The organism is Nostoc sp. DSM 114160 (assembly GCF_053470305.1).
The window spans coordinates 2,857,434-2,883,506 of record NZ_JBPFGO010000001.1; the positions used below are offsets into that span (position 1 = coordinate 2,857,434).

At 37.2% G+C, this 26,073-nt stretch carries 27 protein-coding genes and 1 tRNA gene; 6 read left to right on the top strand and 22 right to left on the bottom strand.

The window, feature by feature from the left end:
- Nucleotides 1-35 precede the first annotated feature (35 nt).
- From NSTCB13_RS12735 to NSTCB13_RS12820, 18 genes are all read right to left on the bottom strand, one after another.
- Nucleotides 36-2,105, bottom strand: a complete 2,070-nt coding sequence (locus NSTCB13_RS12735; RefSeq protein WP_448272585.1) for a hypothetical protein — start codon at nucleotides 2,103-2,105, stop codon at nucleotides 36-38.
- Nucleotides 2,106-2,340: 235 nt separating this feature from the next.
- Nucleotides 2,341-2,748 (bottom strand): hypothetical protein, encoded by a 408-nt coding sequence (locus NSTCB13_RS12740; protein WP_448272586.1) that lies wholly within the window; start codon nucleotides 2,746-2,748, stop codon nucleotides 2,341-2,343.
- A 16-nt stretch (nucleotides 2,749-2,764) separates the two neighbouring features.
- Nucleotides 2,765-3,223, bottom strand: a complete 459-nt coding sequence (locus NSTCB13_RS12745; RefSeq protein ID WP_448272587.1) for a hypothetical protein — start codon at nucleotides 3,221-3,223, stop codon at nucleotides 2,765-2,767.
- 66 nt (nucleotides 3,224-3,289) lie between these two features.
- A complete protein-coding gene (locus tag NSTCB13_RS12750; protein WP_448272588.1) occupies nucleotides 3,290-4,759 on the bottom strand; it encodes a hypothetical protein in 1,470 nt (489 codons plus the stop codon).
- 1 nt (nucleotide 4,760) lies between these two features.
- A complete protein-coding gene (locus NSTCB13_RS12755; RefSeq protein WP_448272589.1) occupies nucleotides 4,761-5,375 on the bottom strand; it encodes a hypothetical protein in 615 nt (204 codons plus the stop codon).
- Between the two features lie 606 nt (nucleotides 5,376-5,981).
- Nucleotides 5,982-6,296: an HK97 gp10 family phage protein gene (locus NSTCB13_RS12760; RefSeq protein ID WP_448272590.1), complete on the bottom strand. Its 315-nt coding sequence runs from the start codon at nucleotides 6,294-6,296 to the stop codon at nucleotides 5,982-5,984.
- A 5-nt stretch (nucleotides 6,297-6,301) separates the two neighbouring features.
- On the bottom strand, nucleotides 6,302-6,658 hold the full coding sequence (locus NSTCB13_RS12765; protein WP_448272591.1) for a hypothetical protein: 357 nt from the start codon (nucleotides 6,656-6,658) through the stop codon (nucleotides 6,302-6,304).
- Nucleotides 6,659-6,663: 5 nt separating this feature from the next.
- On the bottom strand, nucleotides 6,664-7,623 hold the full coding sequence (locus NSTCB13_RS12770; RefSeq protein WP_448272592.1) for a phage major capsid protein: 960 nt from the start codon (nucleotides 7,621-7,623) through the stop codon (nucleotides 6,664-6,666).
- A 27-nt stretch (nucleotides 7,624-7,650) separates the two neighbouring features.
- The gene (locus NSTCB13_RS12775) at nucleotides 7,651-8,223 is read right to left on the bottom strand and encodes a hypothetical protein (protein WP_448272593.1); all 573 of its coding nucleotides are present in this window, start codon (nucleotides 8,221-8,223) and stop codon (nucleotides 7,651-7,653) included.
- Between the two features lie 144 nt (nucleotides 8,224-8,367).
- A complete protein-coding gene (locus NSTCB13_RS12780; protein ID WP_448272594.1) occupies nucleotides 8,368-9,861 on the bottom strand; it encodes a hypothetical protein in 1,494 nt (497 codons plus the stop codon).
- A gap of 7 nt (nucleotides 9,862-9,868) precedes the next feature.
- Nucleotides 9,869-10,948: a phage terminase large subunit family protein gene (locus NSTCB13_RS12785; RefSeq protein ID WP_448272595.1), complete on the bottom strand. Its 1,080-nt coding sequence runs from the start codon at nucleotides 10,946-10,948 to the stop codon at nucleotides 9,869-9,871.
- Between the two features lie 182 nt (nucleotides 10,949-11,130).
- The gene (locus tag NSTCB13_RS12790; protein ID WP_448272596.1) at nucleotides 11,131-11,628 is read right to left on the bottom strand and encodes a hypothetical protein; all 498 of its coding nucleotides are present in this window, start codon (nucleotides 11,626-11,628) and stop codon (nucleotides 11,131-11,133) included.
- Nucleotides 11,629-11,687: 59 nt separating this feature from the next.
- Nucleotides 11,688-12,059: a hypothetical protein gene (locus tag NSTCB13_RS12795; protein ID WP_448272597.1), complete on the bottom strand. Its 372-nt coding sequence runs from the start codon at nucleotides 12,057-12,059 to the stop codon at nucleotides 11,688-11,690.
- A gap of 35 nt (nucleotides 12,060-12,094) precedes the next feature.
- The gene (locus tag NSTCB13_RS12800; protein ID WP_448272598.1) at nucleotides 12,095-12,487 is read right to left on the bottom strand and encodes a hypothetical protein; all 393 of its coding nucleotides are present in this window, start codon (nucleotides 12,485-12,487) and stop codon (nucleotides 12,095-12,097) included.
- A 322-nt stretch (nucleotides 12,488-12,809) separates the two neighbouring features.
- A complete protein-coding gene (locus NSTCB13_RS12805; protein ID WP_448272599.1) occupies nucleotides 12,810-13,916 on the bottom strand; it encodes a hypothetical protein in 1,107 nt (368 codons plus the stop codon).
- 150 nt (nucleotides 13,917-14,066) lie between these two features.
- On the bottom strand, nucleotides 14,067-14,231 hold the full coding sequence (locus tag NSTCB13_RS12810; RefSeq protein ID WP_448272600.1) for a hypothetical protein: 165 nt from the start codon (nucleotides 14,229-14,231) through the stop codon (nucleotides 14,067-14,069).
- A gap of 53 nt (nucleotides 14,232-14,284) precedes the next feature.
- Nucleotides 14,285-14,563 (bottom strand): hypothetical protein, encoded by a 279-nt coding sequence (locus tag NSTCB13_RS12815; RefSeq protein WP_448272601.1) that lies wholly within the window; start codon nucleotides 14,561-14,563, stop codon nucleotides 14,285-14,287.
- Nucleotides 14,564-15,177: 614 nt separating this feature from the next.
- Nucleotides 15,178-15,516, bottom strand: a complete 339-nt coding sequence (locus NSTCB13_RS12820; RefSeq protein ID WP_448272602.1) for a hypothetical protein — start codon at nucleotides 15,514-15,516, stop codon at nucleotides 15,178-15,180.
- Between the two features lie 383 nt (nucleotides 15,517-15,899).
- On the opposite strand from NSTCB13_RS12820, the gene NSTCB13_RS12825 reads away from it, so the two are divergent.
- The 5 genes from NSTCB13_RS12825 to NSTCB13_RS12845 all read left to right on the top strand — a co-directional run bounded on the left by NSTCB13_RS12825 (nucleotide 15,900) and on the right by NSTCB13_RS12845 (nucleotide 21,754).
- Entirely contained in the window at nucleotides 15,900-16,268 is a 369-nt protein-coding gene (locus NSTCB13_RS12825) for a hypothetical protein (protein WP_448272603.1), read from the top strand.
- A gap of 140 nt (nucleotides 16,269-16,408) precedes the next feature.
- Nucleotides 16,409-17,971, top strand: a complete 1,563-nt coding sequence (locus NSTCB13_RS12830) for a hypothetical protein (protein ID WP_448272604.1) — start codon at nucleotides 16,409-16,411, stop codon at nucleotides 17,969-17,971.
- A 168-nt stretch (nucleotides 17,972-18,139) separates the two neighbouring features.
- Nucleotides 18,140-19,362, top strand: a protein-coding gene (locus NSTCB13_RS12835; protein ID WP_448270155.1) for an ISAzo13 family transposase whose coding sequence is annotated in 2 segments (ribosomal slippage) — nucleotides 18,140-18,620 and nucleotides 18,620-19,362 — 1,224 coding nt in all. Because the reading frame shifts where the segments join, the coding sequence is not laid out codon by codon here.
- Between the two features lie 861 nt (nucleotides 19,363-20,223).
- On the top strand, nucleotides 20,224-20,370 hold the full coding sequence (locus tag NSTCB13_RS12840) for a hypothetical protein (protein ID WP_448272605.1): 147 nt from the start codon (nucleotides 20,224-20,226) through the stop codon (nucleotides 20,368-20,370).
- A gap of 799 nt (nucleotides 20,371-21,169) precedes the next feature.
- Nucleotides 21,170-21,754 carry a hypothetical protein gene (locus NSTCB13_RS12845; RefSeq protein ID WP_448272606.1) on the top strand — a complete coding sequence of 195 codons (585 nt, stop codon included), beginning with the start codon at nucleotides 21,170-21,172 and terminating at the stop codon, nucleotides 21,752-21,754.
- Between the two features lie 358 nt (nucleotides 21,755-22,112).
- Here the strand turns inward: NSTCB13_RS12845 and NSTCB13_RS12850 are convergent, their stop codons facing one another.
- Both NSTCB13_RS12850 and NSTCB13_RS12855 read right to left on the bottom strand, forming a co-directional pair.
- The gene (locus NSTCB13_RS12850; protein WP_448272607.1) at nucleotides 22,113-22,301 is read right to left on the bottom strand and encodes a hypothetical protein; all 189 of its coding nucleotides are present in this window, start codon (nucleotides 22,299-22,301) and stop codon (nucleotides 22,113-22,115) included.
- A 209-nt stretch (nucleotides 22,302-22,510) separates the two neighbouring features.
- Complete coding sequence (locus NSTCB13_RS12855; RefSeq protein ID WP_448272608.1) at nucleotides 22,511-23,257, bottom strand: tyrosine-type recombinase/integrase; 747 nt, start codon at nucleotides 23,255-23,257, stop codon at nucleotides 22,511-22,513.
- 200 nt (nucleotides 23,258-23,457) lie between these two features.
- Between NSTCB13_RS12855 and NSTCB13_RS12860 the strand changes: the two genes are divergently transcribed.
- Nucleotides 23,458-23,543, top strand: a tRNA-Val gene (locus tag NSTCB13_RS12860).
- 286 nt (nucleotides 23,544-23,829) lie between these two features.
- On the opposite strand, the gene NSTCB13_RS12865 is transcribed toward NSTCB13_RS12860, so the two are convergent.
- The gene (locus tag NSTCB13_RS12865) at nucleotides 23,830-25,236 is read right to left on the bottom strand and encodes a lysophospholipid acyltransferase family protein (protein WP_448272609.1); all 1,407 of its coding nucleotides are present in this window, start codon (nucleotides 25,234-25,236) and stop codon (nucleotides 23,830-23,832) included.
- A 167-nt stretch (nucleotides 25,237-25,403) separates the two neighbouring features.
- On the bottom strand, nucleotides 25,404-25,850 hold the full coding sequence (locus NSTCB13_RS12870; RefSeq protein WP_448272610.1) for a DUF2127 domain-containing protein: 447 nt from the start codon (nucleotides 25,848-25,850) through the stop codon (nucleotides 25,404-25,406).
- Between the last annotated feature and the right edge of the window lie 223 nt (nucleotides 25,851-26,073).

A 26,073-nucleotide genomic window follows, 5' to 3' on the forward strand; every position in this document is an offset into this window, starting at 1 on the left:
AAAATAAACCCTCCCTTTGTTAAAGGAGGGAAGAATTATATAGCGGTAGCTAAATTATTTTGACTATATCTATTAAATTCATCATTAATTCTTTGCGAGAATATTCTGTAAATTTCATCAGGATTAGTAGCGGCTGTATGAATCACTATTGAACCAATATTTAACCCACCACCTCTACCTATAGAAGAAGCTAATTGAGACTGTTGCTGTCTGTTAAGTATAGCCTCAGTGGAGTTGGCTATCACAATACTGGAACCAGTAGGAGCAGCTTTTTGCTCTCTACTGATAGCTGACATTAGAGAACCTACATTAAGCCCATTAGCATAATTATTAAGCTTTGATGCAACAGTAGGGTGATCTATTTCTCTTATTTTCCTCGCTTTCTCTAAGTTATTTAACGTTGGATCAGATTGGATAGCAGCCACCCTTTGATCTTTAGTAGATTGGTTATCCCTTCCAGTTAGTTTATTAATAAAGTTATCTAAGAAATATGTTATCTCTTCAATAACACTACCTATCTTTTTACCTAAGATATCCAGAGGAGCAGTGAATGCTTTCTTAAATACTTCTATAACAGAAGTCCAATCTATGTTGGCTAAGAAGACTCCTAGACCTGTGAACATTCCACCAATAATACTAATTACAGTATCAAATATTGCTCCTGTATCTAACTTTTCTAGAAACTTCAATACAGTGTTTAATACATTAGCTAGGACTACCCCTAAGCCACTAAAAATATTACCCCAATCTAAACTACCTAATGCTTTGAAAGCTTTATTAACTATTTCAGATAATCTACTCCCCCAGTCAGTAGAGATGAGAAAATTACCTATCCCTTTAAATAATTCACTTAGAGAATCACCGAGTAACTTACCAAGATTATTAAAATCTATAGTTTCAAAGAAGATTACAAGCTCATTAAATTTAGAAGTTAGCTGATTACTGACTCCACTAAATATTGATGCCCAATCTAAACCCCTAAGAGTGCTTACCCCATTATTAAGTATACTGCCTAAGTTTTTACCTAATCCTCTGAAATCAAATAGATTAGAAATGAATAAGCTAAATTTTGATTTTAATTGCTCTGCATCACTACTGGAGGAATTAGTAAAACTTAGCGTGGCATTTAGACTTTCAACCCATTTAGTGACATTCTGTATACCGCCTCTAAGGGACTTAAGAAACCCATCAGGATCAATACCTAATTTATCTAATACTTTACCTACTGTTTCAAATAAACCGTTGTCCCCTAATAGGGCTTTTAAGGTATCATTGAAGGCACTTAATACAGATTGGTTTCCTTCAGTCTTTTCATCTAAATCCTTAAGTAAACCAAAGATACCTTGAGAGGGATTAAATAATTTATCTTTAAGAGATTCTATTAATCCACTGACTGAATTACCAGCAGCTTTAATAGTGTCATCAGTTACCAGTTGACCTGAGACTGCCTCAAGTATTTGCTTTCTCTCTTTAACAGTTAAGTTTTCTAATTTTTTACCAGACTCAGCTAGTTTCTTTTCTACTAAACTTAAAAAGGCTGGGTTAGCCTCAGCAAATAGTAGTTGTCCTAACTCAGATATTGAGCTACCACCAAGGAACTTTGCAGTGAACTTGGAGACATCTTTTGAGGCAACGTTAGATGCTGCCCCTAAGAATCCTAAGCCTCTGGTGATGTTAGTTAACCCATTAAGGAAAGCCCCTTCATTAAATACCCCATTAGCATCTACAAATGCTGGTATCAGATTATCCTGAATACCCAAGGCCAAGTTCTTATATTCTTCTGTGCTTCCAGGTAGAGAGGAGGCTATTTCATTAATACGTTTATCTAGATTACTAAATACCTTTTCAGCATCTGCAAAGTTACGCCCTGTTAAAGCAGCATAAGTGGAGGCTGCTGAGATATTATTTAACTGAATATCAGCCGCTTCTTTAAGCTTACTAGTTAGAGCTGATACCCCTTTTGATAAACCTGCTGATAAAACATCTGATAAGAGATTTGCTCTAAGGGTAGCTCCCTCAATAAGTCCTGTTAAATTCTTAAATACCCCAGATGCATTATCTTTGGCAGTAAGGGTTATATTTACATTATTACCATTTGTTGCCATTTATTATTAAACCATTTCCATTTGGTCCTCAGAGAATCCCCATTCAGCCAACTTTCTTTCTTGTTGCTTATTAGCCTTCTCATTTTGTTGATCAATATAGAGATAAAGATGAAAGAGACAGTCAGATATTTCCATCTCTTCCATCATTAAGTAGGAGGTACTAATGTGCCCCCCACAGGCTATCATTAGTAATTTATAAAGTTCTTTAACTGTAAAGTAAGGTTGCCCTTGGACACTAATCCTTAGGGTTCCTTCCCAAATAAGCAAGTTTATCTCGAAAGTGGCCAATAGCAGCAGCCACCCTCTCAATATCTTCTAACTCAAGGATCTCTAATAATTCCTCAAAAGATACCTTAGACTTCTTACCCAGCTTGGTAATACAAAGAGATGCTAACTTTAGAATGGCAAAGCTATCAGTTTTATATTCTTCAGGAGATGATTTAATAAACCCTTCAAGTAGTAAAAACTGTTTAGCTTTAGGGGATTTAACTTGTACTGGGGTACCATCAGTTAATTCAAAGTCAACTGTCTGCTCATCTTGGTTATAGACAGCTTCAAATTTATTAGACTCTTCTTCTATTGGTTGCATTACTTCTACTTTATCTAATTCTTTTACTTCTTCAATTACTAATTTTTTAGCCATTGTCTTAGTTTATTTATTATGCAAATGTAGCGGATTCATAAGAGAACTCAAGAGTAGTTACAACAGTCTTGGAACCATCTCCAGTGTCCACAGAAGCCATCAATTCAGAACTAGCAATTCTACAGCCAGTGAGCTTCCAAGACTTAGTTCCGCGACCTTGTACTTCACCAGTTGAAGAACGTTTAATAGGGGTAATACTCATATCAAATACATCCCCTTCTCCATGATCTGCAAGAAAGCTATTGATAGCATCATCAGACTCAGGATCGTAAGGTTTTGAGATGGTAATATTAGTATTGGCTTTTGTACCACCTGAACCAGTTCTCTCAACTTGTGCTAGACCATCATTATATGTGGGGCGTTTATAAGTAGTCTTAATACCACTAAACGTTGTCCAATAAACATTAGGAAGCAAAGTTAATGTGATAGTAAAATCAGAGTTAGCAATAGGATTAATCGTTGATAAAATTGCCATATTTTTATTTATTTTATTAATAGTTTAAGTAGGCTAAAGATAAACTTTAGCCTACAATGTATTAGATTAGGCAGCAGTAGGTAATTGAGTAGCAACAGTCTGAGACTGATTTAATGGCAATGTACCAATACTCACTCTGATCGTATTAACTAATAACTTCTCTAAAGCAGGCGCAGGAACTGCATATACTTCTAAAACTACATTTCCACGCTCAAGTTCTTCTTGAGTGTTATTAGTGAAGCCACAGACAACTTCAAAAGCAGCCGCTTCAGTAGCTCCAAAAAGTAATCTACCTCTCCACAATCTATTACATACTGAGAAAGCTGTTTGAGAGATTGCATTTAGCAGTAAACCAAATCCATCAATGCTAGAAAAAAGATCATTATCAAAACCTGATCTGAGTGTTCCATTCAGAACATTCATAATGACTCTAGTAGGGAGGAAAGTATAGAATTCACTAGTAGAGCGAGTTCTCATACCCCAAATTACAATTCCCTTGTTTCTCAGATTTCTAATAACATTAACCCCAACTGGATTGAGGATTTCTTGCTGCTGAGTATTAACTTGGGTTACTACATCAAGTACCCCTAGAACTGGGAATTTGGCACCAGCACCAGGTTGTTGTAAACCTTCCTCTCTAAAGCGTCTTGTGTGTAGACCAGCTACAGCAGCAGAAGGAGGGACTACAGTACTCTCAAGGTCTGTTAGGTAGGGGTAGAAGAACGCAGAGTGACCTTGGGGGCTGTTGTATAGTAATGCTTCAGTTTGAGCTTGAGCTGGTGTTAACCCTACACCTGGGTCAACCAAAGCAACCCAATCAAAAGCAGGATCAGATGCTTGGGCTTCTAAAGCTAAACCAACTGCTTGACGGTCAGATTGCAGACTTAATAGTTGGAATGCTTCAGGAGCATAGATAAAACCTTGTGTATAAGCATCTTCAGCGTCAAAGCTATTTTCAACTGCGTAGACATAATCAGTTGCAGCAGGTGTTGTAGGGGTGGTAACTGTTAAAGCTAGATTAGTACCTACTGTCAAAGTTGGGCTAGCAGCAATAGGGTCATCATTGCGGATTATAAAAGCATCAGTAGTCAAACCTACACCTGCTGTTACTGAGTTAGCTACTACTGAAGCGTTAACAGCAGCAATTAAACCAGAAACAATATCTGCTTTTGTAGGGGTACCTGTAGCTACATAATTTACTGCTGTACCTGCAATAGTGACTGTATATGTACCTGCTGCTGCCGTGGATACTGTCACTGTACGTCTAACAGCTATAGGGGTGCGTATGAAAAATACAATAGCTCTGCGATCATTTCTGAACAAAAGCCTGATTGCAGCTTCACTAGGAGATGCGCCAAACTGATTTGTAAAGTCAGCTAGACTGCTTACTTGAGTTGGGTAAAGGTAGGCTCCAGTTGCTGAGGAGCCTACAATGTAGTGAGTCTCAAAACTAGCAATTTCAAGCGCTCTATACCCTTGGGTTGTCTCAACTATCCTTACACCTGGAGATTTAAAATTTGTGAAAAGTGAGGTCATATTATTTAATAATATTAATTGTTGAATCTTCTGTATAAGTAGTACTTCTACTTTTTATAAATTCAGGTTTAGCTCTATTAACCCTAATAGTTATTTCAGATAAAGGAGGTGGGTTGTTAATGTTGTAATAATCAGGAGGCTGAATATCTGAGATATCAGGAAAGTCAGTTGTGTTGAAGACTACATCGAAAGCAAAGTTAAGGTTTACTAACCAATCCCCATCCTGTTGAGCTATTCTCTCTACTGTTATTGAATCTTCTACTTCAGCAGGTTGAAATGATTTAATATTTCCATCAGGTGATTGAATTAAGGATAGTAAGTGTACAGTGCTCAGTATTCCTTCTAAACCTCTAAAGGGTAGTGCATGGTAAGCTAAATCAAAAGGAAATCTGTATGTAATCCTGTAAGGCAACCTGACTGAAGTTTCTATTAATTTCAAATCTGCTCTTTTATGAACTAGATTTTGTATTGGGAGAGCTATAGCACTACTACTTGGTTGATAATTATTTGAAGTGAGGCTATATACCCCTTCTGGTACATCTAAATCCCAAGCGTCAATCTTCACCCTAATAGCCAAAAATTCTTTAACTTTCTGATGAACTAACTGTATATTCATTTGTTATCTCTCTGCCCAGTTAAAATTAGTTTGTAAACAGTAGATTGTGTATCATCTATATAAACTAGGCTATAAGTCTTAGGGTTATTAAAAGATTTAGTACTAGGGTTAGAATAAACAATAGTTCCATAAGTTACTGGAGGATCTAAAATAAACATTGCCCTAGTCTTACCCTCTGGTTTAAATAATGTAATAGGGTAGACTTTTGGAATCTCTGCTTCAAGGTCATTGACTGTTACATAAATTGAATCAGCCCCAGGAATTGCTATCTGCAGATTGACAAATCTAGGGGAGACTGAAGTTACATAAGCTTTAGGATTTATTAGAGTATCTTCTATAATAGGAGTGCGAGTATTAGGGTCTGTTATTGTATGTCTAACTAACAGATATCTACGCTGGGGAACCCCTAATTTTTCTTCTACAGTCGCTAGCTTATTTTCAATCTTAGAGCTGATTCGTAAAGAAAATCTGAAGGATACTCAAGTCGTTACTAGGTCTGAGTTTCAGCGAATAAGTATTTTTTTGACTCAAATTCCTGAAATCCTTGCAAGACAAGTACTTTACTTGAGTTTACAAATTAGCTCTTAGCTAGCTTTTCATATAGGTTCATTTGAGTTTATTGATTCCTTTAGATATATTCTGTTCTAAGTTCTCATTAATAACAGGTAGTGACCTATTTACCATTCGCACTTTCTTTTCAGCATAAGGCGCATAAATTACAGAGTTTGAGAGTGTTACTGATTTCCTGTTTACAGTTGTAAGCCAACCTGATTTTAGTGTCCCTGTTTTTACAGGAGTTACGTTCTTAACTGTATTCTTTGCAAAATCTGCTGTCTCTTTTAAAGCAGTCTCTAATATTTTTTTAGTAGTGACTTTACCATCAAATAATGGACCAGAAGCCTTGATACTATAGTTAAACATTTCACTTACCAGTAGGCTACTGTAGAAGTACATTTACTATTAGGTAAGTATTTGTTGTAATTAACCCCTACCCTCAGCAACCGCCCTAACTCAGTTAGTAACCTAGTACCTTCTGATTTCAGGTGAGCTACATGACTGCTATATGATAATTTAGAACCCCTCGACTCTCTTACAAAACTAGTCTCAAGGGATTCTTTTAGTAAATTATCAATACTCACCAACTCATCAAGAATAATTAAAGCTCTGTCTATTACAGTGTCAGAATATTGAGAAGTTAGGCTGTTTCTAACTGTGGTATCAAATACAAAGAACCCTAATATTCTCTCAAACTCTTCAATCTGAGGAATGGTGAATTGTGTCATAATTACTAGCTAGTGATTTTATCCAATACAGCTACACCCTTAGCGCGGTTCTTCAGTTGAAGTTGAGCCTTGGTGTATACAACATATTTCTCTGCATCAGGGTTGTCAGAAGGCAATTCACCAATACTAAATTGAAGACCTTGACGGTCTTGACTGTTGTTCTGACCAAAGCTATAAAGAGCTACTTCATTCTCATCAACAAAGTATAAAGTGTTAGCTGGACAGTAGATATCTTGGATGATAGGACGACCTGAGAAAGTCAAACCTGTGTAAGCAAGATCAGCTTGACCAGCAGGAAGTTGATTTGTGATGCTAAGTTGAGCAGCAAACAATTCCTTGTACTTAACTGCAATTTCAGGAGTTGTATAGATAGCTGTATAGTTTCCACCTTTACGGGCAAGACCAACTTCTGTTGCATACAGTAAAGCAGCCGTCAAAGCGCGGTTGGTGCCATTAGTGTTTACATAAGATGCCCACAGAGGGTAGGTAGCTGGGTCAATGTTTGCATAAATTCCAGCAGCCGCAGCAGCCGTTACCAAACCAATTACGCCACCATCAGCAGCAATACCTGTACCTGTGTAAACTTTAGTACTTAGAGCTTCCATAATGGTGCGGATAGCGGAGTTGATATCGCTAGCAAACAAGTCACGTAAAGCACCTTTACCAGCTACTTTAGCTTGGGCAATGTCTTCTTTTTGTAGTTGGAAAGCATTGCGGGTTCTAGCACCACCAATAGGTAGGATAGCTGCTACGTAGTCATCATCAGAGAAAGTAGAAACTGAAGCTGTGGTAAGTTCACCAGTAGCACCTGCTCCACCAACATTTGCATTCCACTTGATAGCTTGTTGGCTTGTAACTTTCTTAGCCAAACGGTTAACCATTGGGTAGCTAGTCAATTGAAGAGAAGCTACTTCTTCCTGTACAAGTAACTGTAAGGAATTAACGGGAGAAATAATATTAGCCATTTAATTTATTATTTTAATTTATATTAATTATTGGAAGCTTTCAAATAAGGCATCCTCTGCCTTAAGTTTTTGATTAGGGTCGATTGGAGTTACCTTTGTTTCCTGAGCACTTGAACCTCTAACTCCTGAAGCTGGCGCAAATGCCTTCCCATCTTCACTTAACAAATAAGAATTCAATGCGTCTTCTAAAGTTGAAACACTATCACCTTGAGCCAAATACCACTTACCACCTTCTTCCTTGAGTTGATCTGCATAATCAAGTAAGAATACTTTCTGTAATGTACCGGGGCTTAATGCCTTGCTGTTAGCAATTACTTGAGAAACTGCACTACTACGTTTAGCTGCAGCAGTCTCTTTATCTTTATCAGCTAATTGAGTCTTAAGGTCTGTTAACTGTTGTTCTAAAGCCTTAAGGGTTAGCTTCTCTTGAGTGGATTCAGTAGGTTCTGTAACTGTGGGTTGAGCTACTTGAAGTTTCTTAATCTCTTTAGTGAGGCTTGAAGCAAGTCCTTGGTTAGCTTGAGTAAACTCTGTTTTGATTTCAGTCTTAAAAGAATTTAATGAAGCGTCAATCAAGGCTTGAATTTCTTGTTCTGTCATTTTAAATAATCCTGTATTATAGGTGTCTATTTTTATAGTTAATAGTAAACTTATCTGGTTAACCTTAGCCAGTTGGTCTTTACCCTCAGTCCAAAACTCTACAGTATTAAACTACCTGTTATGTCTTAAGGAGGTTGAGGGTCTCTATTCTATAGAAGTGTCCAAAGTCTTAATAGTGGTTAGTAATACCTCTATTTCTTTGTTAACTTCCTCTTTCTGAGCAGCAGATAGGTTGCCTGTTAGTAGTGCCACCATCTGTTCATAAATTACCTTCAAGGCAGAAGGAGGTAGGTTAGCTTTCAGGCTCTCTATATTAAGTTTGCTGACAGAATCTAGCTTCATTAGTACAGAATCTAAGGTGTCATTTTCAAAGCTATTCAGACCAGTGACAGAGATTTTACTTCCATCTATACCTTGTGCTTTAGCAACCAGTTGTAGTAAGTCTTGGTAGAAGTCAGTGATGATTTCTCCATAAGATTTCAACATAGTTTCCTGCTTAACAAAATCCATCTGCTTGGATATACCAGATTGAGATAAAGCAGCATTAGAGGAGGATACCCCACCAGCAGCTACCAAATCTCGTACTTGTGTTGCTATGGCCTCTAAAGACTTAGCCATGTGTTCAATCATGTACCCATGAGGTTCACTCCACTCAAACTTCTCTAACTCAATTACATGAGCTAAACCTGTTGGTATAGGTTCTTCATTTGTGTAAGTTTGCTCAAGGTCTGAGTCTGGTGTTTGAACTCTTTTGAAGGTGCGCTGAAAATAAGCCAGAGTCAGCAGATCATATCGTGAGCAATCTATTCTCAAATGTTCTAATGCTTTAGAGGCTGCTTGGTCAGCAACCCAAAGCTGATCAGGTAACTCTATTCTGAAAACTGGTACTGTACCAAATCCATGCTCTATAGGGGGCGATAATAAACTAATAGTGGTTTCATTATTAATCATCTCACTATTGACTTTAGTGATGTTGCCCTTACCATCAAGCTCTACAAATGCTGAATACTTAGCAATGTATTTAGAGTCAATAATTGTCCAGGTACAGACCTTTCTAGGGGCAGTAATAGGGTTAGAGTTATCTTCTGATATCTGTCTAATCTTTAGCCAATTAAGCTTACCTTTACTCTCACTCCAGTTAATAACTTGTAGTGGGCTATAGGTCACAATATAGGGGCGTAAACCTAGTGCTTCCTCTTGTAGTTTGTTAACGGGTGCAACTTCTGACTCAGGCGCGTCTACATGAACAAATACCGTTTTGAACTTTAAAAGTTCTCTAAATATTAAGGTAATTAAATTCTTCTCTGAACGTCCAGCTAAGTCTGTATCCTCCCGAAAGGCTGACCAAAACTTAGGATTAACATCTAACCCCTCAACTGTCATAGGGGCATTAGCAAGCTTGCTGACCTGCTCATTGATGTTGCAGGAAAGGATATTTAAATAGGTAAATTTTTTAAGTCTAGTTTCATAAATTTCATTATCCTCCCCTGGCCTTTGAGGGAGAAAATGTCTAATAGCATTCTTAAGCTTAAAGCCACCACTTACTAAAAGGTCAATTTCTTGAAGTGCTGGTAAAAGTTGAACATATTCACAATGTTGTGACTCTAGGATTTCTAGATTTAATTGATTGGGGTACATATATTATTTAATTTCTAAGTTGTTTGTTTTGAAGAGTGTTATATAAGGAGCCAATGCAATATCTGGCAGCATCAACCGTATGATCTTCTTGATGATCTGCTGGTTTATTTATTAGTTGACCTTCTCCGTCTGTTGCCCTATGGTAATCTTCAAATTGAGATATCAATTCAGTTAAATTAGCTTTAATAAAAAGGTTATCCTGATAGAATAGGTTATTCATAATGTCTATACTTGGCATTAGTCCTAACTTAGTTCTACTGACCTCTACAGCCCTGCTCATGCCAGGTATATTCTCACGCTTACCTAATATTCTTGCTGACTTAACTGAACCACCACGGTCATCTGGAAGGTAGCATCTGTACACATTATATTTAGTGCAAAGTCTAGCCATCTCCTTTAAGAAAACTTCTTCTGGTGCAGTCTCTCCAGTTTTATTTAACCAATAGTCGGCTATGTAAAATTTATTTCTATCTTGACCTAATCCAACTACAACTAAACTTGGGTTGCGATCGCCCCAATCTGCCCCAATATAATATGAGAGGTTATTAGGTATATCCTTTACGTAATGTTTAGTAGAATCTATTTGGTCAAACAATTGTCCATCAAAATCCTCAAAGCTAGCTTGAAACTCTTGCCTATATGTTTTGGGAGGCATTTGAGCTTTAGCTAACCTAAGTCTTTGTATAGGAAAGTGAGGGTTATCACGAGTTTTAAAATGGTAATAACTCCACTCAGGTAAATCTTTAATCTTCTGATAGAACTTATATAGATGGTGGTTTTTACCTTTTGGGGTTCCTACTAACATGGCTGTAGAACCTTCTGTGTCTGAAAGGGCAGGAAGAATTACATCCTCCCAAACTATAGGTTTAACATCTTGAACTTCATCTATTGCAGCGTGAAAAAATTTAAGTCCACGTAATCCATCCCCTCCATCATCATTTGCTCCTCGTAAAATAAGGTCAGGCCGATCACCTTTTAGAACTATCCTGTATTCAGAATTATTAATACTTTCTACAAATGGAGCATCTCTTAATAAGGAAACTAAACTCTTCCAATGCACTGCTTTAGCTTGCTTTAATGTTGGCATTATTAGAGCTACAACAGTGGGAAAGTTAGGGTCATAGGGAAGATTACAACTTAAGGCTGCTATAATAATTTTTGTTCTAAGTAGGTGCGACTTACCAAACCTTCTACCACAAACTAATAACTTGAACCTGTGCGGGTCTAAAAATATCTCCTTCTGCTTGGGGTGCAGGTTAATCTGAAAGGTCACAACTCATCATCCCCCTCAAACTCCTCTACTTGTGGTACCTGGGAATCCCCTACAATGATTGTGTAGTTAGGCTGCTCCCGTACCTCTTCAGCCCACTCAGCTTTAATAGCTTTAAGGGCCTCACATGCAACTTTTAAATCATGTTTTACATAGGAGACTACTTCACCTCTAGAAGATTGGGTCTGAGCTGAGTAACCATCCTTACCCATTCGTACAATTTCTTCTAAAGCTAAAGTGCGGTTGATTTTAGAGTGCAAATTAACTAACCCAACTTTGATAGCTAATTCCAAAGTCAAAGCTTCACTCTTCTGAAGTTCCTCAACTCTCTTCTTTGATTTGGCTATTAATGTTTTTAGTTGTTGCTCTGATAATTCAACTTCAAATTTATTCAAAAACAGTGCTCTCATTTGAGGTTTACTTAAATGAGGTTTAATACTTAGAAGTAATATTAAAAAATCTCGCTGAACTTGTGTCAGCATGAATGCTTTAGTCATAAAAAAGGTGCCCCTTAAAGCACCTAGTAATATTTAGTTATCTATATATAAAATCTGTCCTATAGTAATTCTCGAATCTCACAAGAGAGTAAGTCTAACGCCTCAAGGTATGTTGTGCTTAACCAGGAATCTAAGCTGGTCTGCTGCATATCCTGGAAGTACTCATGTCTGACTATTAACCAAGATTTCTCACTTGCTAAGAAATGGTATTCAAGGATGGCTCGGTGTAATTTACCTAAACTCCAGATAGCTTTAGAAAGTTCATCAGAATCAATTTGACCATATAAACTATTCCCAGGCTTCAATTCACTTAGGTCTTTGTAGATGCGAGGTAAATATTGGTCAATATTGTCAAGCTCCCCTTCAAAATATAACTCTAAACATTCTTCAAGGTTGTTGGTGTCAATATAGCTGGTGATTTGAGTAGTCATAATTTGTATCCTTTATTTATTTAGTAAAATTAGTATTAATAAGTGGAAGTTAATGTGTTCTCAAATAGCGATCGCCAATCTCCTTTTCTCCAGCTACACTCCAGTTGAGTTAGCTGATCAAGTTTACGATTTGTATACAAAGGTTTATCTAAATTAGCTTTCTCACTTTCAATAATCCTGTCAAAGTTTCTGTTCATCCAATCTCTGATTTCTCGCTTATCTTTATCAGCTAAAGATTTATCATTTACATACTCTTGAATTATTGGTAATAAGCCCCAGTGATTCCTTTGTTCTGCATAATCAACTCCATAAGTTTTTCTGAATTTGTAAGATAAAGTGCTTTTAGGAATCTTGAATATCTTTGCTAGCGATCGCAGTGAATAACCTTTTAAAAATAATTTATAAGCTCGACCAATTACAGTACTCATTTTAGGTGTTTTATAATGTTTCCTATGTTTTAAATAATAATTTAATGGTGTTAGTAAAAGGTGAGCAAAGCTGTGTTTACTTAATAGCCTCTGCGAGGCATTAGAGAGGGATGAATGAATTAGTGGTGGGCTTAAATTTAACGGGTTGTTTCAGATACCACTCCTCAGTCATACCTCCCTTTAATGGAGGTCGTTAATAAGGAGTATCCAACACTCGCTGTTAAATAGCGGCTGTCAAATTAGAATAAGTTGACATTAAAAAACCTCCCTTTAATGGAGGCTTAGTAGCGTTCTGTTTAACGGAACTAGTTAACTATTTGGTTTAAGCTATTTTCTTTTTAACTGGCATCTGTATAACACTACTTGATAATGATTTAACTAACTTAGGTGCTTCAATTTCCTTTGGTGGTTGTGGTGCCTCTAGAAGTTTCTGCACAGTTTCATTTTCTTTCAACAGAATGCTAGTAATAAAGTAAGGATCTTTAGTGTGGTAAGCCTTTGCTTTCTCCAATAAGAGTTGAGTAAACTTTCTAACTGTCCAAATCTCAACTCCCTCATAATCAATCCCTTGACACTTTTCTAAAGCTTCAGCGCTGCCACCAAAGGGAGCCACCAATATGAGGCTTACATGGTTGGTGTTATAGCGGTCCTTAAGGAGCTGTAAGTAGCGTTTAGCATGAACAGTCATTATTAAATCTTCAAGGGTTATTATGTCTTTTTTAAGCTCATAGCAGGTGATAATCTTACCTTTGGTTTTATGTGGTTGGATATGAACTAAATCAAATCTTCTTGTCTCTGTTTTACTTCCTGGATAATCCTCTACTGCAACTTCAGCAGATAACTTGTAAGGGGTCATGGAAGCTAAATAACATAAGTCTCTTTGTAAATATTCTTCTTTTCGCCAACCACTGTTATAAACGAAGTGTTTGGTAACAACTTCAATAGGCTGTTGAGCTAGCTCTTCTTCTGATTTAAGTTGAATTGCTTTAGCTCCGAGTGATTGGAAAGATTTAGCTACTGAAGTTTTTCCTTGGGTTAAATAAGCATACGCATGTTCCCAATTACCAACCCAAAGCTGGTTTATTTTACCTAAACTTTCATTATGGATATCTTGATATACTTTCTTAAAAATAGCTAACTGATCACCCTCTAATTTAATAGCCTTACCTGGTAAGGATTCCAACGAGGTCTTTTCTAGAGACCCCGTTGAATTAGCCCAATTCTTTTTGTAATCTTCAGCTCCTAGACCCTTAGCTACAGAAAGCTGAGACATAATACAATGTGGGTTTTTACCATCTTTATTAGGAACCCACTTAAGCTGATGCACTATGGTCAATCTACAAATATCTTCAAGAATTGTAGAGTCTAATGTAGGTTTACTAGCAAGAATAGATTCCTTAAGTTGAGCAGTCGTTGTAATAGCGGTCATTTTTTCTTATCTGTTTATTCAGTAGTATCGTTTCAGGTCTCTTTCAACCTTCTATAAATATGATACTCAATGCACGTAGGTAGAAGGTAGGCAACAAAAACGCCTCCTAGTAAAGTAGGAGGCTGTTAATTAGAAACCTGTATGTTGATGTTAGTTACGCTCAGAGAAATCAACAAAGTCACGTTGAAAGTCAGTGTAAGCAGCCAAGTTATCTTCTGTTAGCTGGGGCTGTAAAAGTAATTTACCTACCAGTACCCCAAGCACAAAGCTAAACGAAATCAAAGTAAAAATAATCAGCGTAATAATTTCTATCATTTTAATATCCTTATTATGTGGTGGGAAGTTTTTAGGCTTCCCATTTATTCAATCTACTTTAGTGGGTTTCTAATATCATCTATAAGCAATCCAATAATGGCAGCTACCAGACCTAATTGATATACAGCAAAGTTACCTGGATACTTAGTGTTCTGTGAAGTCCTTAATGACTTAATAATTAACTTATTGAACAGAATGTCATTCAGCAGCTCTACTAAACCCTCACGACTAGCTACCATCATTCTGTGAGTGGAATCTACAGTTAACCAGAAGGCTGTGACTTCTTCACCTCCGTAGCCTGTAATTAGAGAGCGGTCAGTTAAGTTAGACATAAATTTAAATTCCTTATTTAATCTTATATGAATATATTACCTGTTAGGTATGCGAACAATGTAGGCAGTATTCTGTTAATAAATATCTATAAAAATAGTTTTAAAATAATTTATAAATGCCCATATTTTACCTATAAAACTATTGACAATTGGGTAAATATTTGCTATACTATATATATAAAAGTGAGGGAGGGAATACATAAACTCCAGCTAGATGCGCCTCAAAATGATCTAGCAACGATGAGGTCACAACATATCAACCTTATACTGCTAATGAGGGTTCAGTTTAAACAAGTCCACTCCGTCAATTTCCTGTACACCACGTTAAGTAAAACAGGCGTTTAGCAGTGTACGCTACTGCCAGAGAATTATTATCCACTCTCTTAATATTTGATAGTCAAACACTACCCCTGCGATAACTGGTAACAGTTCACTCCAGGGGTTTTGTAGTATGTATATATCTGCACTCAGGAGATCCCTGAAGGTGGCTGAATAGGGCTGCTGAGGGTAAATAAGGCGCAAGAATCTAAAGCTGAAGTGAACTGATACTGTGTTAACTTATAGCCTGCGGCGCATGAGGAGATAGATGAACTATCAAACCCCAATATAGAAGTTTAAGAGCAGTTCCATTCCTTTTGTATAATAAATACATTCTTATTTACAAGCCCTCCTCTTGGTGAATATAAATTACCCTTAATATAAATCCCTGTATTATTTTTAATTATTTTTTTACCTAGTAAACTCCAAGAATCACCAATACCATTCTTCCAATTAGGATGAATCTTCTTTGGATTAGGAGCAGAAAGAATATGCGATTGATTACTCTTAGGAGCACAATTTAGCTTTGGTGGAGAACTTAAATTGGATTGGGTCTGTGTTAAACCAGGGCTGGAAATAGTAGTAGAAGCTATAACGATACCTAAACCGATATTTTTTAGTAAATGTCTAAACATAAACTCCCTCAGTAATCAATTGAATCTGCACACAATTTTAACCTCTACTAAAAGAAATTCATTCAGTACAAGTACTAAAATATAAGGGCGGCAGAGTTGAGGTTTTTGCTTAAGTAAACTTATTAAAAGAAAATTGTTAATAAATCTTAAACGTTAAGTTTGGGAAGCAAAATAGGTAGGAAAGAAAGAAGAAGGAAGGAAACGTAGACATCTTAGGTTACATAGTTTCCCCATTTAGTACTTTAATAATGGCTGAATAATATACTGAATCAAGCTTACAGTGTTTTGAAGTCAGCGAGTATGGACTTTAATATCCCACTTTTCTCAAGGATATTTGGACTATAATTATATTATAAGAAAAGTGAAATTAATAAGATTCTAAAATGAAATTAACAGCAGAAGACCTCAACAAAACAGTACTCTTCAAAGGTTTATTAAAGTGGGAAGATGGGGAAGCTGTAAATATTAGACTACTTGAAGACAATTCAATAGATGATAGTCTCTACACCTACACACTCCAGCAAGTAGAGTATGACTGTTTATATAGTTACTTTGATGAAGTAGCTACTCAAGTGGAAGTACGTGGGGTATGGCTTTTTATAGGGTCAGTATATTATGTAAGAATGCCTGATGAAGAAGGCATTAAACAATGGGATTTTACTATTAAGGTTCTTGCATTTGCAGACTTAGGAAATGTTGACTATGCCACATTTGTACCTGAAGTAAACCTTGCTGAGTTACTGCCTAAATAATACACTATTACAGTGGCCGATTATACAATAAATTGCTATAATTATAGGTATAGAGGATAAGCTTTGCAAGGCTGAAAAGAGAGTTAGTTACTTTCCTTCCTCTCTTCCTAAATAAACTAAACTTTTATATTTTAAACTATATGTCTACTTCTTATATCATCTCTCAATTTAGAAAACCTGAAGCAGTTAAGAATTATTTAGATACTCTTCTTACAGATTTTAGTAAGGCTACTTATCATTGGTTTGTTCATGTCCTCTGTGGTACTTTGATTTCTTTTTCTAAGGAAGAAGATGGCTGGGTTCCCGTTCCTTCTAAGACTATGGAAAAGGAATGGGGTAAGAGAACTGAAATTCAATGGCCTCAACTTGAAGAAGCTGGATTCATTGAAGTATTTACCCTAGATGTTATTGAAACTGAAGAGGGGGAGAGAAAAGCTAAAACTTATTCTAAACGTGATAACTTATGTCGCTCTTACAGAATTAACCAGGATATCTTAATTAAGATAGCTGAACTTTCTACTATTGACCCTTTCAATCCTCCCAACTTTTATAATTTAGTAGATGGTACTACATCTAACTCGGTGATTAAATATAAGAAGAAGGATGAAAATAATAACTATATCCCTCAGTTACTTAGGGATTCAATGGATAATATTAAAAGATGTATTATTAATTATGATGCAATAAAATCTTATATATCTATTCAAGAAGCTGAAGCTAAACTTATTGGGACTGAAGCAGCTTATAGGCGTTATCTAAATGATAAGAATTGCTTTGATGCTATCTGTTCTGTAGGGGCTAACCTTATTAAATTAGAAAATGGGTTAGCTGAGTTTACACCTCTCTTTAATACCCCTCAGTACCCAGGTAGAATTAGTGAGACTGGGGGTGGTCTACAAACAAGCTCAAGGTTGATGAAGCATATTGCTTTCTCTAACGTCCCAGGTTTAAGAAATTATGATTTAAAAAGTAGTCAAGTTTTTGGTTTGATTCAACAATTTGAGAAAGCTGATGTTGATACCTCTTGGTTACATGGCTACCTGAAAGTAGACAAGCAAGAGTTCGCTGACCGAGTAGGAATCTCAAAGGACAGATGGAAGCAAATCCTGTGTGCAACAATAATGGGTGCTCATTTAAAATCAAAGGTGTCTATTGAAGATTTTGAACCTAAATACTTTATTAAGAAAATAAAGGGTGAGTTAGTAGAAGTCAAAGTTCCTTTCACTAACGCTGTTATCAAGGCTCTCTATGAGGAAGCTAATGAGGTGCCTTCTGTAGCTATGGATTACTATATTAAGTACTATCAAGTTGTTGAGCCTCTATTGACCTCTATAAAGGCTTGGCAGAAGTGGTTGGTGACAGATTACTTAACTGATAAGAAAAACCTACATAATACTCAAGGTAAGGTGGTTATCAAGAATCCTACAGGTCAGACTTTCAGTATCTCAGACTATATGAAAGCTGGTAAGTTTATAAATAAAAATGAACTTCTAAGAAAAGTTTCAGCTTTCATTTTGCAGGGTGTTGAAGCCAGTTACATCCACCACCTAACCTGTCTGTCAAGTCAGTTTGGTTTTGAAGTGTTAAGTAATCAGTTTGACGGTTTAGTGGTTCTGGGGGAGATTCCCGTTGAGGCAATGCAATTAGCTAAAGCTGCCTCAGGTTTAACTCATGCTCATTTAGAAGAGAAAGGGTTTATGTAATCTGACACTGAACTAGTCTTAGGGACTTCCAAAAAATAAAACATCCCATTTAAGATAATGATAATCATTTTAGGGGGGAGAAAGCGGCAGCCGATGGCTGCCGCTTTCTCCCCTCCTTTTTGTAGTAAATTCAGTAATGATGAATTTTTGGGTGCAGCAGAGGTGTCTATAGTATTAACTTCTTCACTGAAACAACTATTAAAACAAACAGCATCTCAATTAAAAGGTGCTGCAAAACGTAAGTTTATAGCGTCAACAGTCCAAGGTTTGGGTGTAGGTGGACAGAGACTTGCAGAATCGGAATTAGGATGGAATCGAGGTACTATCCGTAAAGGGATGAAAGAATTAACTAGTGGTGTTACCTGTATTGACAATATGAGCGCAAAAGGTCGCTATAAAGCAGAATTACATTTACCAAATCTCCTAGAAGATATCAAAAATTTAGTAGATTCCCAAAGCCAGACAGACCCAACTTTTAAAAGTCAAAGACTATATACTCGTCTCTGTGCTACCGAAGTGAGAAAGCAATTAATAGAAAAGTATGATTATAGGAATGAAGATTTACCTACGTCAGAAACGATTCGTCTGAAACTGAACCTCTTAGGCTATAACTTGAGACGAGTAGCTAAAGTTCAACCTCAAAAAAAATTCCCCAAACCGACGCAATCTTTGAGCAACTAGATATAGTAAATCAAAATGCATCTTCTGACGGAAGTGTCTTGCGTCTGTCGCTGGATGGAAAAGCTCGCGTCAAAATTGGCTCATTTGACCGAGGAGGTAAAAGCCGGGCTAAGGTCGAAGCTGATGACCATGATTATCATCCTAAAACAACCGTAACTCCTTATGGGATATTCCTTCCAGAGCTTGATGAACTTTTTTTATATTTTACGGAATCGAAAGTTACAAGCGATTTTATAGTTGATATTTTAGAGGATTTTTGGATGAGTGAGAAACATCGTTTTTCTCACGTTGAAACATTACTGCTCAATCAAGATAATGGGCCAGAGAATAGTTCTCGACGCACCCAGTTTATGAAACGTATAGTAGAGTTTGCCCAGAAATACTCATTGAATATACGTTTAGCTTACTATCCGCCTTACCATAGCAAATATAATCCCATAGAAAGAACATGGGCAGTATTAGAAAATCATTGGAACGGCAGCATCTTAGATGAAATAGAAACGGCTTTAAACTTGGCTGCTAGTATGACATGGAAGGGTAAACATCCAATTGTTAAGTTAGTTACTCAAACTTACGCCACCGGAGTGAAACTCACAAAAAAAGCTATGTCGGAAATTGAGAAACAAATTGAGCGTTTGACTCATTCTCAAAACGAATTTTTTCCCAATCTGGGTAATTGGTTTATTGATATTAATTTTGCCAAAACGTAAGTTATAAATAGTAATTTACAGCTTTATAGTCTTAAATAAACATAACTTCACTTTGCGGCTTGCTCGTGCGAGTGTAGATTTTTTCATGCTTACAAAGGGGGGAAGAGAGCGGCAGCCGACGGCTGCCGCTCTCTTCCCCTTAATAATGATTATCATTATTGAGTAACTGCCAAAAGATTAATTTTTGGGACAATTTATTCTTTGGAAGTCCCTTAACAGCCCTTTCAGGGCAACAAGGGGGATGGATGAACTTAAGCTTCGCCATCCTTTTTATAATGGACACAAATTTCCGCCCAAAGTAAAAAAAACCATTAAGATAAATTTAGTATAGAAAACTATTAAGAAAATTGTTAAGAAATCTTATTAAGTTAAAAGTTAAGAAAACAAAGTTAAGAAAATCGCAAAAATAAGGGAGGGAAAGGAAAAGGGGAGGAAAGGAAAGAGAAAAGAAGAAATCTTAGGCTAGATAGTTTCCCCACTAAAGTAAGTGTAATGTATACCCAGCAAAGGTTTCAGCTTATAAAATGGACGAGTATGACTCAATAAATCACCCTCAATTTAGCCCACTCTTCATAAGCGATCGCACCTAAGAATTCTTAAATCAGCAGACTTTGGTTCAGTCCCACCAATGCACAGCAGCCTAATAGAATCCTTACTACTAGTGTGGGGCTAGTAAGAATTTATTAAGAAACTAGATTATTAAACTTAGGGGGTACCTCACCATCAGGCTAATCCTCTTCAGTGACCAATAGCCTACCTCTCAGACTAGCAGTACTCTTAAGAGCCTTTCATCTGAGTTTGACTTATTGAATGTATCTGCTAGTTGTACCCTTAAGAGCCTTTCGCAAATACATTTACTGAATGTTTGACCTAATGGTTAAGCAAGCACGTGCTGGCTCCAGTATAGGTGACAAATTTAGCTTTGTCACTCTAGTCATTCCTATTTTTGAAGGCTATACTGGACACCACACTAGTCACCAACAGTACGGCCCATCTGCAGATGGTTGAACGTTAAGTTGGTAAATACACTAAAGGGTACGGCCCACTTTATAAGTGGTTGAACGTTAACTTTAGTGTGGCTAATTTATGAATATTCAGCCCCAGCTAGGTTAACCTCTTAATCTTTCTTAACTTAATTGCTCTGTGAGTTACCAAGGGCAAGCCATCTTTACTGTGCGATCGCTGCAAATACAGTTTACCTGAGTATAAATACTACTGAACTTTGGGCGACTCTATTATAGAGAGAAGAGAGAGACAACAGAGAGGGATAGACACAACAGGAATCTCAACAGGTGTAGTTGAGTGAAGAAATCTGATTAGGTAATTTGAATAGTTATCTCCCTACCTCTGAACCCTGAAGAAAACACAGCCTCAGATCGCTTCAGTCTCAGATTCCTATTTAATATTACTTTGTATGCTAACTGTTAGATAAACTAACTATTAGTCCCTCTAACAATATAAGTCTATTGTGAAGTCATCTGGAAGCAAACTTAATTTGTATACTAATCTGGCTACTAAATCAGCCATCTTCCTACAGGCCACCACAAGGGTCAACATAGTACTGCTGCTACACTTCAGGTATATTTGTGAGCTAGGGAATACAGGCTGCTAGAGGGTCTTGTAGAGTTCTGCTTCTTTAATTTTAGAACCACTTAAATTCAGCAGAACTAGACAATTAACCTATATTATTCCCCTGCAGCATCTTCATTGCCGTATGTGGTGGATTAAGAGGCTAATTATTTTACTCTCATTTTGGTTGGATTCCCAGGCAACTGATACAGCACCTTGGTATTTGGGTAATCTAAGTATGGACATCCCATTGGTGATAAAAATGAGACTTAATAAATTTATATTACTTACTCTTCTAGCTTGTGTAGCAGTTCCCCAAGCAGCCCTAGCTAATGATCCTTGTTCTTCTATAGCCACTAGAGAGTCTAGTCAAGAAATTAGAAAGTTTGAGAACAAAGAACTTATCCTTCAAATTCCTGCTAACTACAGAATACTGTGGACTATGCAAGGGTTAATGATTCATTCTCCCTGGAGCTATGAAGTTTATACATGCCAATTGAATTCTAAATACGGCTCAGGATATGTAGAAAATGGAATTGTAGTAAATCTTATGATTCCAGAACAGGCTACTGAACTTGTCAAACGTATATATCAAATAGATCCTCAGACTGTAGAGACTGCTTACCCTGGAACCACAGCCAAGATGTTTGTAATGGCAGGTCCAGAAGCAGCGAGTGCTATTGTGTTATTTGTGAAGAATGGTAAAGTAGTTTCAATTGAGATTCCAGTGAATTCTAATGATGATGGTACTGGGTCAACTGAGATTCCTGAAATTTATAAATCTACTGTTGACTTGATTATGTCCAGTATTCAAGTTAAATAAACTACAGATTAGTTGATTTAATAAATTAGATTAAACAAGCTTGATTTTAGGGTGCTTCAAACCCCTTCAGTAGATATACTATTTGCAAACTCCTTCAATCTAGAGTAAAACAACATATATGGTACGTTAAGTTGAGATTAGGTTGGGTCTGTTATGGTACGGTAAGGTAAGGTTAGTTTTATAACTAAACCTAAACGTTCAGGCACTTACTTAATTAAGTCTTGAAGTAACTTATTAGCAGCCCCTAGAAAGCTTTCTAGAGGCTGTTACATCAATTAAAAGTAAATCCAATAGACCCTAGATTTCATATAGGGAGTTACTAAAGAAAAACTAGGTTTCAGTATCACATTGTAAACCCCTAAGTTTCCTCTTCATCTTCTATAGTCTCTTCATCAATATACTCTTCTTCCTCAATAATAAATACGCTTTCCCAAATTCTGTTTCCTTCACGCTTGATAAGCACTTCACCAACCGTAATTTGTTGTCCATCTTCTAGTGAGCACAGCATCTCAAAATATTTTATTAAAGCAGGAAGGTTCACTTCCATAATGACTCCTTTTGTTTGGTTTAAAGTTCAGGTAGCGTAGGCTTTCTAACTGAGCCTAGATAATGCTTAAAAATTACATCAGCACTATTGCCAACGATAGCGGCTACATCATGAGGAGGGATACCACTACTAATGCAATGGCTGATAAAAGTAGACCTACAAGTATATAAAGGTCTATGCTCTATACCCAACCTTTCTAAAGTTTTCTTTCAGCAGCGTTGACTGATTAAATGGTCATCTAAAACTTTACCTGTGGGGCTAGTAAATATTAATTGCTCCTTACTTTGCCCTTTATATAAATCCTGTAATAAATCATACAATTTATTATTCACAGGAATAATTCGGTATTTAGCAGTTTTAGTAGTCCGTCGCTCTCTATGGCTGGTGTTACCTCTAGTTCTACCCAGAGATTCATACATGTGAATTTCACGCTTCTGTAGGTCAACATCCTGCCATCTCAGACCTATTCCTTCACTGATCCGTAACCCTGTGTTAAGCAGAGTTAAAATGAACCCATAATAATGTGAGTAGTATTGGTCAGTTTGTAAGGAATTTAAAATCCTGTCAACTTCATCAGTAGTGAAAGGTTTAGGTTTAGGTTTTTCAGCCACCTTAATTTCAATGTCACCAAATAAATCTTTCCTAAGTATTTTAAGAATGGTTAGATATCTTTTTTGGGTAGAAGATTTATTACCTTTGTTCTTTAGCCAAGTAATGAAATCTTTAGCTTTTGCAGTAGTATCGATTACCTTTTTATAATTCCTAAGATGTCGCAGTAAATTTTCATCTGCAACATTATAGTAATCAACTAGTCGTTGCTCCAGTAGCTCAATAAGGGCAGGATAGGTTTGTTTAGGTGTAGAGTTACCATTACCATTTGCAGGGCCATTAGAGGAGCTTACAATACCTTCTAGCCAATACCTGTACTTAGTAAGTGTAGTATCAAGTTCCCCCACCAGACAATCCTTGTAGATTATTTGAGCGCAGTACTCTAATCTAGCTTTTTCTACTTTGTCAGCCCACATCCCCCAGGTTAATGAGTATCGCTTATCTTGATATACCCACCTGATAAAGCAGCGTCCCCTGAGTTGTTTCTAACTGTTATAGCTTTCATAACCTATATGCCAAATTATGCCATTTGAACAAATAGGAGATGGATTAGTTAACGTAGTAAAGCACACTGTAGCTTTTGGCACATCCTTCACACGGATGGGGTCACTGGTTCAAATCCAGTATCGCCCACTTAATACTGTAGAACGACAAATTATTTGTCAAATGTACATTCGCAAATTAGTGTCGCCCGAAAGCAGAATTATCTTTACACCCCAGAGTCGCAACGAGAGTTTACCAAATTAGGATTTTCTCCTTTTGACTTGACTGTTACAAAAGAAATGGAAGGCAAATTTCCTAAAATTAAAAGGAGCTTCAAAGCTCAAAATTTAGGAGGATGGGACGAAATTCAGAAAAAAATCTTTGATGAAAGTGCAATCTTGGACAAAATTCAAGCGAAAAAATCTGAGAATTTCTATTATCTAATCATCTTTTCTAAAGCGATTTGCAAATCTTTTGTCAAATCGCTCACAGCTTGTCTAGACGCTTGGCGATCGCCTTGACAATTTTTGAAGCGTTCTGTAACTGAAATTGGCTCCCCCACAGTGATTTGTGTCTGTCGCAAACCTAACCGAGGTCGCCCCGGAAGTGTTGTATCCTGAATTCGAGAAAGCATATCGAATACAAGCAAAGCTGTTTCTGCAAACCGATCCGCTGTAGGTTGTTCCTGAATATAAGTAGCTGTGACTGCAACAAAACTTTCCACTATCCGCATGTGCCGCATTCGCAAGTCGGCTTCTTCTGCAACCCAGTCTGCCAAACCGCGTTTGAAAGGTGCTAAAGCATTAATATCTGGCAAATCGTCTCGGTAAATGTAACTCCAGCCAGCTTCTTCCAAGCGGCGACAACGGTCAATAAAATTACCCTGCGCTTGAACTCCAAAATATTGCTCGGCAACTTGTAACGCCTTATCTAGTAGGCGATGGAGTCGGGCAATTAATACCTGATTAACACTCTTCAATTCATCAGTTGAGATGGTTTTGGGGATATCTTGATGATAGAAGCGACGATAAAACTCTTCCATTTCGGTAATCAGATATTCAGCCAATCGACAGAGGCGTTGATAGTAAATCTCTTCGCGATTACCTGAATCAATTTCCAAAACTTTCAAGCCACTATCAGCTTCTAACTTACTCAATAACCAATCGAGTTTAGACCAAGGTGGCTCAACGTAACTATATTGGATAGCGATCGGTACAACGATCGCAGTCTCAGAACGGTTAGCTTTTTCTAAGTCTTCTACACACCAGAACGCCATTTGAGCAACACCAGGTTCTAAGGGGCTAACAATGCCACTATGACCATTAGTGCCGCCTTCCGGCGCTACTGCGATCGGTAGCGCGCCATTAGCAAACAACTCCCGTGCATTTTGGATAGCTTGCCGATCTAGTCGCCTACCACGCCGAACCGGTACACCCCCCAGCAGAGAGAACAGCCAACCTAGCCACTTTCCAGCCCAAACTGTCATACCTCGATCATAAAGAAAATAGCTGTGAACCAGGGATTTTAATGTAATACCTTTTTGACGAGCAACTTGTGGCACAATCCGAGAAAGCAAATACAGCATACAGAGCGGATCTTCCACCTCTGGATGGCGAAATGCCAACAAAAAGCGAATTTTTCCAGCCTGAAATTGTTGATAGAGTTCAGCTAATACTTCAACATTTGTGGCTTCAATTTTGACAATCCCAGCTGGTAGCCAAGGACGAGTGCGAAATCGTAGTGCGATCGGCAGTAACCACCGAAAAATATGAAGTACCAGCGGATTCAGCCGTTGGGGAATAAATTTCAGTGGTGGTTGAGTAGACTGAATCGATCTAGGCAAGTCGCTCTCCAGATTATATTTCTAGCGATTGTACAACGTGGGGGTCTTGGTTTTGCGTAAACCTTGAGCTTTTGACGGTCAAGCTTTTTAATCACTACCTTTGGCTCTTTTGGTTACTCAGCACTCCTAAACTTTTCAACCATAGACCCTAAGTATCGAATCAAAAATTAGTTGGGATGTTTAGGAAAATTTCGGAGTAAATAGCCAAACACAGCTAAATTTAACACAAAAACTAATGTTTTAATCGGAGATATTCCTCGAATCAATTCATAAATCTCTGGTGGAATACTGATACCGACAAGCCCCAATACTAAGACATGTGCCCAACGCTTTTCGTACCATAAACCAACGGCTTCAATTGTGGTAACAATAGCATATATTCCGGTTCCGATGCCGCTAAATGCTAGAGTTCTAGGATTTAAGTTAATAACTTTCTTTAAAAGCCAATCAATAACGATCGATTTCCCTTCTAAAACATAATTTTCTGAAAGCGCCTCTAGAGTTTGATAATTTTTTAATGTCAATAATAAAGCGATCGAAGTAACCATAAGCAGCAAGGCGGTAAATGTTTTGTAGAGAACAATTGCCACTAACCCCAATGGACGCTTTTTCAAAGAACCCCCTAAGTATAGATAAGTCAACTTTTGAACGTCAAAATTACCTGAGTGCTGTCAAGTTAGAGTTCACCTCCCGATCCAGAGATTCTTCTAACTAAGTCCGGCTTTGAATCGGTGCAATGAATGCAATACTATAATTTCCTCTCCCCGTACCCCCTGCCTAACAAGGAAAAATAATCCCATTTTTTGAAAATGAATGGGGTTTTAATTGATTTGAATG